Origin of the sequence: Mucilaginibacter myungsuensis (assembly GCF_015222005.1) — a bacterium.
Lineage (GTDB): Bacteria > Bacteroidota > Bacteroidia > Sphingobacteriales > Sphingobacteriaceae > Mucilaginibacter > Mucilaginibacter myungsuensis.
On sequence record NZ_JADFFL010000003.1, the window covers coordinates 156,788 to 169,604 of the forward strand.

General features: G+C 47.0%; 8 protein-coding genes. 1 reads left to right on the forward strand and 7 read right to left on the reverse strand.

The window, feature by feature from the left end:
• Window positions 1–194 precede the first annotated feature (194 nt).
• Window positions 195–2,915 carry an alanine--tRNA ligase gene (alaS, locus tag IRJ16_RS08275; protein WP_194111621.1) on the reverse strand — a complete coding sequence of 907 codons (2,721 nt, stop codon included), beginning with the start codon at window positions 2,913–2,915 and terminating at the stop codon, window positions 195–197.
• 666 nt (window positions 2,916–3,581) lie between these two features.
• Window positions 3,582–4,220, reverse strand: coding sequence for a hypothetical protein (locus IRJ16_RS08280; protein WP_194111086.1), 639 nt, complete (start codon window positions 4,218–4,220; stop codon window positions 3,582–3,584).
• Window positions 4,221–4,394: 174 nt separating this feature from the next.
• Here IRJ16_RS08280 and IRJ16_RS08285 point away from each other — a divergent pair, with 174 nt between their 5' ends.
• Entirely contained in the window at window positions 4,395–5,114 is a 720-nt protein-coding gene (locus IRJ16_RS08285; RefSeq protein ID WP_194111087.1) for an RluA family pseudouridine synthase, read from the forward strand.
• A gap of 140 nt (window positions 5,115–5,254) precedes the next feature.
• On the opposite strand, the gene IRJ16_RS08290 is transcribed toward IRJ16_RS08285, so the two are convergent.
• From IRJ16_RS08290 to IRJ16_RS08310, 5 genes are all read right to left on the reverse strand, one after another.
• Window positions 5,255–5,806 carry a hypothetical protein gene (locus tag IRJ16_RS08290; RefSeq protein ID WP_194111088.1) on the reverse strand — a complete coding sequence of 184 codons (552 nt, stop codon included), beginning with the start codon at window positions 5,804–5,806 and terminating at the stop codon, window positions 5,255–5,257.
• 151 nt (window positions 5,807–5,957) lie between these two features.
• Window positions 5,958–6,476, reverse strand: coding sequence for a hypothetical protein (locus IRJ16_RS08295; protein WP_194111089.1), 519 nt, complete (start codon window positions 6,474–6,476; stop codon window positions 5,958–5,960).
• Between the two features lie 447 nt (window positions 6,477–6,923).
• Window positions 6,924–10,097 (reverse strand): efflux RND transporter permease subunit, encoded by a 3,174-nt coding sequence (locus IRJ16_RS08300; RefSeq protein WP_194111090.1) that lies wholly within the window; start codon window positions 10,095–10,097, stop codon window positions 6,924–6,926.
• Between the two features lie 29 nt (window positions 10,098–10,126).
• Window positions 10,127–11,260 carry an efflux RND transporter periplasmic adaptor subunit gene (locus IRJ16_RS08305; protein WP_194111091.1) on the reverse strand — a complete coding sequence of 378 codons (1,134 nt, stop codon included), beginning with the start codon at window positions 11,258–11,260 and terminating at the stop codon, window positions 10,127–10,129.
• 40 nt (window positions 11,261–11,300) lie between these two features.
• Window positions 11,301–12,653, reverse strand: coding sequence for a TolC family protein (locus tag IRJ16_RS08310; protein ID WP_194111092.1), 1,353 nt, complete (start codon window positions 12,651–12,653; stop codon window positions 11,301–11,303).
• Window positions 12,654–12,817: the final 164 nt, after the last annotated feature.

Sequence of the window (12,817 nt, forward strand, 5' to 3'; positions counted from 1 at the left end):
GTTAACCTTTGTAAACTTTCGTTATAGTTCAGACCCTTGCGCGAGGTACTGTCATAAATAACAAGCCGGCATAGCACCCCAATGAAATGTCTGCAATTTTTATGACAAACTTGCATGATGGGGGCCTCGCAACAAGTCCGGTACGACCTACTGATCACCGGTTACTGATTACCTGTTACTGATCAACCGACTAACTAACCACCGATCACCGTCCGCGCTTTCTCCAACGCCCTATCCAACCCACTTGCATCCTTACCACCGGCAGTAGCAAAGAAAGGCTGACCGCCGCCACCGCCCTGGATCTCTTTTGCCAGATCGCGGATGATGTTGCCCGCGTTTAGGCCTTTCTCTTTCACCAGGTTCTCGGATACCATTACCGTAAGGCCGGGTTTGCCGTCTATCTCGGTGGCTAATACCAGGTAAAGGTTATCTACGATGTCTTTGATCTGATAAGCCAAGCTCTTCACCGCATCGGCGTTGGGCAGGGCCACGCGCTGGGCGATGAAGTTAATGCCGTTGATGTTTTCGGCTTTGGCAGCTAACTCGGTCTTTAAGCCTGAGGCTTTTTCTAAAACCGACTTTTCTATTTCCTTTTTAAGACGAGTGTTCTCGTCTAACAGGGACTCTACGCTTTTGGCGATATCCTTAGGATTCTTCAACAGCTCTTTCAGCTGATGGACCAGCTTGTTCTGATCGTTAATATAGTTCTGCGCGGCGATACCCGTGATGGCCTCGATACGGCGTACACCTGCGGCTACGGCGCTCTCGGCAATGATCTTAAAGAAACCGATCTGGCCGGTAGCTTTTACGTGCGTACCGCCGCAAAGCTCTTTGCTAAAATCGTCATCAAAAGTGATCACACGTACGTAGTCGCCATATTTCTCGCCGAACAGGGCTGTTACGCCGCTGGTGATGGCGATATTGTACTCTACGCTGCGTTCTTCTTTTAGCGGGATATTCTCGCGTACCTTTTGGTTCACGATGATCTCTATCTGGGCGATCTCCTCGTCTGTTACTTTGCTGAAGTGCGAAAAGTCAAAACGCAGGTACTCGCCATTCACTAACGATCCTTTTTGGTTGACGTGTGTGCCCAAAACCTGCTTCATGGCGGCATGCAGCAAGTGGGTAGCACTGTGGTTACCCTCAATACTTCCGCGACGCTCAGCGTCAACGATAGCGGTCAGGGCGTCCTCCGGATTTTTAGGCAAAGTATCTGTAAAGTGAACGATCAGGCCGTTCTCTTTTTTAGTATCTGTAATGTGTACGATATCGCCGTCAGGAAAAACCAACTCGCCGGTATCACCTACCTGGCCACCGCTTTCGGCGTAGAAAGGTGTTTTATCCAACACCAGTTGGTATTGTTTTTTACCCTTAGCGGTCACTTTACGGTATTTAATAATGTGAGCAACGGTCTCGGTCTCATCGTATCCGGTGAACTCTACGCTGTCATCATCTTTTAATTGGATCCAATCGCCGGTATCAATAGCGGTAGCTGCGCGGGAGCGGGTCTTTTGTTCCTGTAGAGCAGTGTTATAATCTTCAATGTTGACAGAAAAACCTTTTTCACGAGCCATTAGCTCCGTCAAATCTATCGGGAAGCCATATGTATCTGATAATTCGAATGCGAATGCACCAGCCACTTTGTTATTGCTCCTATCAACTGAGTAATCCCATCTATCGCTAATGAAGTCGTTTAATTCACCGGAATAGTCAGCAACGGATACTCCACCATCTTCAATAAAATAATTTTCAAATCGACGTATGCCAACTGATAACGTTCTCAAGAAAGCAACTTCTTCTTCCTTGATAACCTTCTGCACAAAATCCTTCTGAGAATACAACTCATCAAACACACCTTTAAACTGTTCGGCCAATAGCGGCACTAACTCGTTAAAGAACGGTTCTTTAAAGCCTAAGGTCTGATAGCTGTAGCGAACTGCCCTGCGCAAGATACGTCGGATCACATAGCCTGCTTTGTTACTTGCAGGTAACTGTCCATCGGCGATAGCAAAGCTGATAGCACGGATGTGATCAGCCATTACACGCATAGCTACGGCATCGTTCCAATCGGCATCGCCAGGTTTGGCGGCGCTGTTATATTTCTTACCGCTCTTCTCGGCGATGAATTGGATCATGCCTTGGAAAACGTCAGTATCATAATTAGACGACTTACCTTGCAGTACACGTACCAAACGTTCGAAGCCCATACCGGTATCCACATGCTTAGCCGGCAACGGGTGCAGTGAACCATCCTTTACGCGGTTGAACTGCATGAATACGTTATTCCAGATCTCGATCACCTGGTCATGGTCTGCGTTCACCAAGGTTGCGCCGTCAACTTCAGCACGCTCGTTATCGGGGCGGCTGTCAAAGTGTATCTCCGAGCATGGTCCGCAAGGGCCGGTCTCGCCCATTTCCCAAAAGTTATCTTTTTTATTGCCGGGCAGGATATGGTCGTCGGCTACGTATTGTTTCCAAAGGTTAAGGGTCTCGGTGTCTTTTTCTAAGCCCTCTTTGGAATCACCTTCAAAATAAGTAACGTATAGGCGGTCTTTATCCAGTCCGTAAACTTTGGTCAGCAGTTCCCAGCTCCAGTCGATAGCTTCTTTTTTAAAATAGTCGCCAAAGCTCCAGTTGCCCAGCATCTCGAACATGGTGTGGTGATAGGTGTCTATACCCACCTCTTCCAGGTCATTATGCTTGCCCGATACACGCAGACAGCGTTGTGTATCGGCCACGCGGGGTGCCTTGGCCGGTGCTTCGCCCAAAAAGATATCCTTGAACTGGTTCATACCCGCGTTCGTGAACATCAGTGTAGGGTCGTTCTTCACAACAATTGGTGCCGAGGGCACTATGGTATGGCCTTTTTCAGCAAAAAAATCAAGAAAGGCCTGGCGTATCTCTTTAGCAATCATCATAGTGGGCAAATGTAGTTATTAGTCGGGAAGTCCGAAAGTCCTGAAGTCGGGAAGTTTCTGTTCCCACACTTCAAAAGTTATGTCAGTCTGAGCTTGTCGAAGACTCGTCCGCTTGAAGAGCAGTGTAGCTCTTCCGGCCTGTATTTCATTAGGACAGGCGGTGTGCTGTATTATCGTCAGTGGATGTCACTTTCTTTTTTCCGCAAAAAGAAAGTAACCAAAGAAAAGCTCCCGGCGGTGGGACTTTCCTACAAAGGTCTGTGCTTTGGCAGGTACAGTGGTTGCCGGAAACTCCCAGTGCCGGAGGAAGAAAGGTGCCGTTAGGTCGTCACAGCAGATATTTGTTCAAGTTATTTTCCCTTCTCCGACAGCGAACGGCTTACGGGTGAGGGGCGACAGAACTGATGGCCTGTGCGTGGGCAAAGGGCATTAGCTTGGCGCAGAAGCGAGGGTTGCGGGTGCGTAGCGGGGCGTCAAGGTACCGCCCTGTGGTTCTGTCGGCCCTGCAGGGTAAGGGCCTGTGCGGCAAGGGAAGCATTTCGCTGTCTTGAATTTTGGTTACTTTTTTTCAAGAAAAAGTGACTAAGTGTAAAGGTCCGTCACACAAAAAAGGCGCTGAGCAAACCCTCAACGCCTTTCCCTTTGTTTATTATTTAATCAATATTACGCTGCCGACTTTTTAGCGGCAGTGGTTCTCTTTTTAGCTGCGGTCGCGGCCTTGTCGGCTTTTGCAGCTACTGTCTTTTTAGCTGACGACGCTGCGTTGTTCACCTTAGCTGACGCTTTTTCGCTGGTCGACTTGGCTTTGTCTACCGCTTTTGCGGCTGTAATTTTGGCTTTGTCAGTGGCTTTAGCAGTGTCGGCTTTGGTTTGGGCTACGGCTTTGTCGGCTTTGGCTTTGTCAGTGGCTTTAGCAGTGTCGGCTTTGGTTTGGGCTACGGCTTTGTCGGCTTTGGCTTTTACATCGGCGGCTTTAGTTTTAGCGGTGGCTACCTTTTCTTTGGCGCTGTCTTTTGCGTCGGCTACTTTGGCCTTGGCGGAATCTTTGGTTTCAGCCACTTTAGTTTTGGTGGTGCTTGTTGCTTTATTCGCTTTGGCGGTCACATTTGCCTTTGTAGCTGTCGCTTTTTTTGTTGCGCTGGCTTTTTTAGCTGTTACTGCTTTTTTAATATCCGATACTTTATCGGCTGTAGCTTCTTTTATATCTTCGGCTTTATCTGTTGTATCATCCCAAAGGCTTGATATGGCGTCTCCTACTTTAGCGAAAAAGCCTTTTTCTTCTTGTTGTTTGCTCGTTCTCATCTTCGTATTTTTTAGGTTAAACTTGTTAATATCCAGTAATAACCGTGCCATTCGGCCGTGCTCGGTCGCAAACCCACCTGATGTTCCGTATTTTGGTTTATTAAGTGTATTTTTGCAGGCTAAAAACGGCTGTAAGCTGTTCAATAAACTGAACACTAAGGCTGATGTATCGATATGAAAATTCCAAAATTTGCCGACCTGATCTTGTTCGAGGATGATGACATCATTGTAGTGAACAAACCGCCGTTCATCAGCTCGCTGGACGAACGAGAAGGCGGCGAGATCAATATGCTGCGCCTGGCTAAACAATATTCTGACGACGCGCAGGTGTGTCACCGCTTAGATAAAGAGACCTCTGGCGCGTTAATTATCGCCAAAAATCCCGAGGCTTATCGTACGATATCCATGCAGTTCGAGAAACGGAAGATCAATAAGGTATATCATGCAGTGATCGAGGGTACGCATGTGTTCGAGGATCTGTTTATAGACCTGCCTATCCTGAATAGCGGTAAAGGCAACGTGTCTATCAGTCGCCAAGAGGGTAAACGCGCCGAAACCTGGTTCAAGTCGATCAAGTTCTTTAAACATTATACGCTGACAGAGTGCCGCCCGGTGACCGGTCGTATGCACCAGATCCGTATCCACCTGGCTACCCAGCAGGCCGCTATTGCTGGTGACGAGATGTATCGCGGCAAGCCGGTATTCCTATCAGCCTTAAAACGTAAGTATCATTTAGGTAAAGATCAGGAGGAGCTTCCGATCATGAAACGCTTCGCGCTGCACGCCTATCAAGTCACCTTTAAATTGATGAATGGGGAGGATGTGACGATACATGCGCCCTATCCGAAGGATTTTGAGACTTTGTTGAAGTTGTTGGAGAAGTTTGATTCTTGATGAATGCGAAAGGCGGAATGCCAATTGCGAAATGCCATTAGTACAATGTCATTGTGAGGAACGAAGCATGACATTGCTTTATAATAAAGAACGGCCTTGCGATACTGATCGCAAAGCCGTTCTTTTTGTTGACTGATAGGTTATAACCCAAAACTGTAAGCGACCCTTAATCCGGCAAAGCCGTAGTTATCGCTGCCTTCCCCTATTAGGTGTTCGTATTTGGCGCCTATGTCCCAGGCATTTTTCGCATATCCAACAGAAGCCGCCAGGTCGGCTTTGGTGTTGCCGTATTTAAAGGTCTCGAAGGCTGCACCAGCCTCACCTGCAACATAGATCTTGGACGATAAAAATGTTTTGATACCCAATTTTACCGGTACGATGCCTTTAGCATCGGAAACCTCCCTGAAAGTGTAGCCGGTGGCTGAGAAATTGTACTCGATGTGTCTCTTACCGAAGAAATTGTAGTAGCCTGATGTAAATGTGAGTGCTGAGCATTCGCCGATCGCGTATTGTAGCCTTGGGGTTATACCCATACCAAACCCGGTGGTGTATTTTAAATAATTGCTTGTGGGCACCGTAGCCTCTACCCCGATACCTAAACGCCAGCGACTGTCTGATGATGTGTTTGCGCCTTTAAAGCACTTGGTGATAAGAGGAACAGAACTGATAAGATCGCGGTGAGCGATAAGCATTTGTTTTTCATATTGATCTAAGTTGTTATATGTGCAAGGAAAACGGGGTTAACTATTGGTTATTATCAACATTTCCGTTAAAATATGTAAACGCAGAACGCCCTCGCGATATCACATCGGGAGGGCGTTCTTGGTTGCGGCTGATCAGCTATTATAAACCGAAGCCGTATGCTACACGCAGGGCTGCAAAACCGTAGTTATTGCTCTGACCTGAAAAATTCTCGTAACGGGCACCGACATCCCAAGAGTGGTTAGAGTAACCTAAACCTGGTGATAATAACAATTTAGTGTTTTTGTTAAGTCCTGTGGTTTCAAAACCGGCACCAGCTTCTGCGCCAAAGTAGAACTTATCTACAAAGTAAGCTTTAATACCAACTTTTACTGGTACGATACCAGCTGATGAAAGACCGCTATTACCTTTAGGGAATAAATTGTAATAACCTGATGTTAAAGTATAAGCTAAACCTTTGTCAGCTCCATATTGTAAACGAGCGGTACCACCAATACCAATATTTGAAGCGTCATGTAATTTACCAACAGGTGCAATACCTTCTACGCCAATACCTAAGCGCCATGGGCTATCAGATGTAGTTTGAGCTTTAACTTGTGTTCCGAATAAAATGGCTACTGCTGCAACAGCCGATGCCAAAAATTTAGTTGATGTTTTCATTTTCTGTTTTCTTTAGTGAACAATTATTTAGATTGTTGTACTTAACCCTTTGCAAAGCCTTTGCCAAAAACTGCCACAGAACCCGGATACCATATCGGTATAACGTTCGGATGACAATTAACGGTAACAGGTACGTTACCTATTAAACGTTGTAAATCAGCGCAAAAAGGGTTAGAATTTGATAAGATATTGCCTTCTTCATCTTAGTGTCAGGTTTACACTTGCGGACTTTATGGCACGATTGTCAGTGCAAAAAGTGTTCAGTTTCGATGGCAGAAATTGTCTACTATAGCAGATATCCAATTTATAATATATTGATATACTGCAAATTATGAAATTTAGATGAAATTATCACTGACAGTAATAGGCTATTACTGTCAGTCATGACATAAAAAACGGCCGTCCACTAATGCGGACGGCCGTCGATATTTTATTAGATCGTATTATTTAGTGGAGGGTGTCGTCATCCTCTTTATAATTCTTGGCCAGTTCGGCCAGTTTCTCTTTGCCGTAAGCATATTTGGTGATCAGGTAATATAGTACCGGCACAATAAATATAGCCAGCAAGGTTGCCGAAAGCATACCGCCGAATACCGTCCAACCAATGGTTTTACGTGATTCGGCACCAGCACCTGACGCCCATAACAATGGGGCGACACCCAAGATAAATGCCAGCGATGTCATGATGATCGGCCTTAAACGGAGTTTCACGGCTTCGAGCGTTGCTTTTTCCAGATCCATACCTTTATCCACCCGCTCTTTGGCAAACTCCACGATCAGGATCGCGTTCTTTGCCGCCAGACCTATCAGTGTGATCAGACCGATCTGCGCGTAAACGTTATTGGTCAAACCTTTAAAAAAGGTCAGGAACAGGATCGCTCCAAAGGCGCCCAGCGGTACGGCTAACAATACCGAGAACGGTACCGACCAGCTCTCGTACAAGGCTGCCAGGAACAGGAATACGAAGCCGATAGACAGCGCAAAGATGTACACGGTTTTAGAACCTGACAGTTTTTCCTCACGGCTCAAGCCCGAGAACTCGTAACCGTAACCTTGAGGTAAGGTCTGTGCTGCAACTTCCTCTAAAGCCTTCATTGCGTCACCACTACTGTAGCCGGGGGCCGCATTACCGTTGATCTCGGCCGAGCGGAACAGGTTGTAGTGGGATATCAATGGCGCGTTCTCAATGATCTTGTAGGATGTTACCGCGCTTAATGGCACCATACCTCCTGCATCATTGCGGACGAAGTATTGGCCAAGGTTGTCCATATTAGTACGGTAGTTGGTATCGGCCTGCGCCACCACACGGAAGTTACGCCCGTAGACCGTAAAGTCGTTGATATAGGCACTACCCAGATAAGTTTGCAGGGCATTGTTAACGTCAGATAACCTCACGCCTATCTTCTTCACTTTCTCACGGTCTATCGTCAGCTGGTAAGCCGGTGTACGCGCGGTAAAGAACGAGAACGGTGCAGCTATTTCCTTACGTTTCCTTAACTCACCCAAGAAGTTGTTCAGCGCACGCTCAAAGTTCTTGATGTCGCCGCCTGCTTCACGCTCCTGAAAGATGAACGAGAAACCACCCGTGTTACCCAAACCAGGGATAGCCGGTGGCGATATCACCACCGTATTGGCTTCTTTAATAGTACCGAGTTTCTTTTTAAATATACTGATCAGCGAGTCCTTTTGGGTCTCTGGTGTTTTACGTTCATCCCAGGGTTTAAGCTGAACGAATATGGTAGCACTGTTAGATTTGGTCGCGAAGTTTACCGCGTTCAAACCACCCAGGGCGGCGTAGTGGTTCACGCCCGGGATGCTGTCCATGATCTTCATCATCTTATTCAACACGGCAACCGTACGTTCGGTCGATGAACCTTCGGGAAGGTCATAGGTGACAATGATCCGGCCTTCATCCTCCAGCGGGATAAAGCCTGCTGATTTAGACTTGAACAGCATCACCGTACCTACAATAATGCAGACCAGTATCACTATAACAAATTTGGAGTTCTTGATACCCCTGTCTACACCGTTACGGTATTTTCCGGTCACCCTGTCGAACCATGTATTGAACTTGTAAAAGAACTTATTTAAGCCAGTCGAATTCTCATCTATCTTATGCGGTTTCAACAACAGGATACATAAGGCAGGTGTAAGCGAAAGGGCAACGAAGGCTGAGATCAGTACAGAAATAGCGATGGTGATCGCAAACTGTTGATACAACCTGCCTACTATACCGGGCACAAATCCTACCGGAACAAATACCGCTGCTAAGATCAAGGCAATGGCGATAACCGGTGCCGATATATCACGCATGGCATGCAGGGTAGCCTCTTTAGGGGTCATGCCCTTTTCGTCCATATAATGCTGAACGGACTCCACCACCACAATGGCGTCATCCACTACAATACCGATCGCCAGTACAAAACCAAATAGCGTTAAAGTATTAATGGTAAAGTGCAGCGGGATAAAGAAGATGAACGTACCGATGATGGATACCGGGATAGCCAGTACAGGGATCAGCGTCGTCCTCCAGTTCTGTAAGAACAGAAATACTACTACAATAACCAATATCAGGGCCACTACCAAGGTCTCTATCACCTCGTGTAAGGATACCTTTACTACGGTCACCGCCTCAAAAGGCACTACATAAGCAACGTCAGCCGGAAATTGCTTTTTCAACTGCTCCATGGTAGCTACCACGTTGTCAGCGGTCTCGATCGCGTTACTGCCCGGTGCCTGGTAAACCAACAGGTACGATGCACGCTTACCGTCAATAAAAGAGTTACCCGCATAGTTGAATTTACCCAATTCCACACGTGCCACGTCCTTCAGGTGCACTACCGAGCCATTAGCGGCCTGCGTCTTTACTACAATGTTCTCAAATTCTTCCTTAGTCACCAAACGGCCTTTTACCAGTACGGTGTACTCAAAGGTCTGCCCTTTTTGGGCCGGGGTAGCCCCAATGGTACCAGCGGCTACCTGCGCGTTCTGCTCTTGCAGGGCGGCGGTAACTTCGGCTGCGGTCATATTCAAGGCGGCCAGTTTATTCGGATTCAGCCAAATACGCATACTAAAGTCATCGGCACGGGTAAAAACGTCACCTACACCTTTGGTACGCAGTAAGGCATCCTTTATAAATATGTTAGCGTAGTTATCTGTAAAAGTTACATCGTGGCTGCCTTTTGGCGAATACATCGCCACCAGCATCAGGATGCTTGGGTTACGTTTACGTACGGTTAAACCTAAACGCTGCACCTCTTGCGGGAGCGTTGGCGTAGCGATACCTACACGGTTCTGTACGTCAAGGGCGGCAATGTTAATATCGGTACCAACCTCAAAGTTCACCGTCATGCTCATCTGGCCGTTGCCGGTACTGTTACTTTGCAGGTAGGTCATGCCCGGGGTACCGTTCACCTGCACCTCAATAGGCGTGGCTACGGTCTGCTCTACGGTTTGCGCATCGGCACCGGTGTAGTTACCGGTTACCTGTACCGTAGGCGGGGTTATTTCGGGGTACTGCCCAATGGGCAGGCTCATTATAGCTAATATACCCACCACAACAATTACTATAGATATCACTATAGCCGTAATGGGTCTTTTGATAAAGGTCTCTGCTATCATTATAGATGTTTTTTAGAACTGCCGATGGGTTATTTTGCTTGTGCTGCTGCCGGTGCCTGTTTAGGTCCGCCGATAACCACTTTGCCACTATCGCGCAAACGCTGGAAACCTTCGGTTATCAATTTATCGCCGGCTTTAATGCCGTCCATGATCACAATATTGGCGTTGATACGGGCGCCCAGCTTCACTTTCTTTTGCAGGGCCATAGTATCGTTCTGTACGGTGAACACAAAAAACTCGCCCATCTGCTCGGTTATCGCTTTGTAAGGAATGATCACCCGCGTACCCGACTGGTTATTCAGCACGCTCAGTACCGCGCTCATGCCATCCTTTAATATACCTTTAGGGTTATCGAATTGCACACGCACTTTAACAGATGCCGTCTGCGCGTTCACGCCACGATCAATAGCCAATATGCGGCCTTGTTTGTTATAGGTCGAGTCGTTAGATAGCTTCAACCTGAAAGTGCTATCGGTAGTACTGTTTTGCAGTTTATAAAAACGGTCGATGTCCTGCTCGTTTATAACCACATCAACCGCCATCGGGTTATCAGCAGATATGGTATTGATCAGCGTAGTACCTGTTGCCACCTGCGCGCCTAATTTAACCTGCGATATACCGATACGACCGCCGAACGGCGCTTTGATCACCGAATAAGACAGATCTGTTGCTGCTGATGACAAGGTAGCTTTTGCTGCTGCCACCTGGCTTTTAGCCGCCTCAAAGGCTGCGGTAGCATTGTCCACCGTTTGGCGGGCAACGGCATCAGCTTTTAAAAGCATTTGGTAACGCTCAATATCCTTTTGCGCTTTCACCAGGTTAGCTTGCGCGCTGGCCACGTTGGCAGCGGCCTGATCGTAAGTAGCTTGATATTTACGGCGGTCTATCTCATACAGCGGTTGACCGGCGCGTACCATATCGCCATCCTTCACATAAATGTTAGTAATGAAGCCCGGCACTTGGCTGCGCAGTTCAACGCTATTTACGGCAATGATCTGCCCTTGGTACTGATCATAATATAAAGCATTGCCCTCTGCAACGGTGACCGTATTTACCGATGTGGGCGGCGGGGCAGCGGCGGCTTTCTTTTCGTCTTTGCTGCCGCAAGATGTGATGGCCATGATAGCCAGTGGCGCAATTAAGTGGATATATATATTTTTCATAGCGTTATTCTGTGTATGTGTGTTAGTGTGAGGTCTGTTCTTATTGTTTGTTGATGTTGCCGATAGTACCCAGCGAGCGTTGCAGATCCACCTTACTGCTCAACAATTGGAACAGTGCGTTCAGGTAATTAAGTTCGGCCGTACGCAGGTCTGATTGGGATACGATCAGATCCAAATAGGTCTTCACCCCTTCGCGGTATTGCAGGCTTACTACGTTGTATACGTCCTTAGCCAGATCAACATTCTGTTTCAGCAATTTCCAGTTATTGTAATTGCTTTTGTAACCTGCCAGTGCTTGCGCGTATTGGGTGTTGATGGTATTACGTACGTTGATGATATCCAGATCGGCACGTTCTACCTGCAACTTGGCCTTGGCCAGATTTTGCACCCTACGCGTACCGGTAAAGATCGGGATGGTCAAACTTAAGCCTGCATAAACGTTAGGGAAACCCTGATCGTAAAGATTTGGCAAACTACCGCTAAAATAAGCCCTGTTGAAAGCGCCATTAGCATTTAATGATGGCAGCCAACCATACTTATAATAGTTAATATTTAAAGCGGTGATGCTACGGCGGCTTTCCTGCATGCGGTATTCTATCCGATCGGCGGGGTTAACTATCTGATTGGTATCGGCAATAGCTTCACGCTCAAAACCTACTGAGTCATACGCCAGTGTCAGCGGTCGTTCCATTGGCATACCCATCACCTGCCTTAAATAGGCCGATTTGCTTTTGATAGCTTCTTCGGTCTGTTTACGACTGGCGAGTGAATTATTCAACGCGATAGTGGCTTGCTTGTAGTCTATCTTGTCTACCACGCCGGCATCATAACGGGCTTTAGCGTCTTTTAAACTGCGCTGCAAACGGGTGATGTCCTCTTTAATACGCTGCAATTGCTTTTGCGATAGCAACACATCGTAATAACCTTTGCTCACATCTGTCATTACCGCTATCTGGGCGTTAATGGTGTTCTCGTTATAATACTGTTTAGAGAACTTGGCCGCTTTAGATGCCAGGTTAACATCGTTATTATAGATCACCTGCGTAGCTTGGATACCGATAATAGAGATATTACTGATCTGTGTGGCAGTACCGCCATTGGCAACAGCACCCTGCGCCTGGGCCGGGCTACCTTTAAAATAATGGGTTGCAGTGTTGGCCGAATTTACCTGAGGTAACCAGGCGGCCAAATTGATCCTAACATCCTTCTCGTTAATGGCCTCATCAATGCGGGCCTGCCTTGCCGCGGGCTGGTTTTGCAAGGCATACACCAGGCACTGCTCTAAATTAAGCAATGGCGGTAACGAGTCTTGCGTAGCGGGCGCAGTTTGGGCTGATGATGTAAAAGGGGTAGTTAAAATGGTGATTATTAATACTAAAAAACTATTTTTCATATTGCGGGATAGCGTGCACGGGTAACAACTTCTGTGATCAAAAGTTTACCATTAGGGAGGTATTAATGGCAAAGATGGGTTTTTTAATCAAATGATTAACACCATATCATTTACGTTACAAAATTCTGACATTCGAACTACTTACCCGTTGTAACACCAAAAAA

Bases quoted from the DNA above. Each gene is read 5' to 3' on its own strand.
- alaS (WP_194111621.1), bottom strand. From the start codon at position 2,915: ATGATTGCTAAAGAGATACGCCAGGCCTTTCTTGATTTTTTTGCTGAA.
- IRJ16_RS08280 (WP_194111086.1), bottom strand. From the start codon at position 4,220: ATGAGAACGAGCAAACAACAAGAAGAAAAAGGCTTTTTCGCTAAAGTA.
- IRJ16_RS08285 (WP_194111087.1), top strand. From the start codon at position 4,395: ATGAAAATTCCAAAATTTGCCGACCTGATCTTGTTCGAGGATGATGAC.
- IRJ16_RS08290 (WP_194111088.1), bottom strand. From the start codon at position 5,806: ATGCTTATCGCTCACCGCGATCTTATCAGTTCTGTTCCTCTTATCACC.
- IRJ16_RS08295 (WP_194111089.1), bottom strand. From the start codon at position 6,476: ATGAAAACATCAACTAAATTTTTGGCATCGGCTGTTGCAGCAGTAGCC.
- IRJ16_RS08300 (WP_194111090.1), bottom strand. From the start codon at position 10,097: ATGATAGCAGAGACCTTTATCAAAAGACCCATTACGGCTATAGTGATA.
- IRJ16_RS08305 (WP_194111091.1), bottom strand. From the start codon at position 11,260: ATGAAAAATATATATATCCACTTAATTGCGCCACTGGCTATCATGGCC.
- IRJ16_RS08310 (WP_194111092.1), bottom strand. From the start codon at position 12,653: ATGAAAAATAGTTTTTTAGTATTAATAATCACCATTTTAACTACCCCT.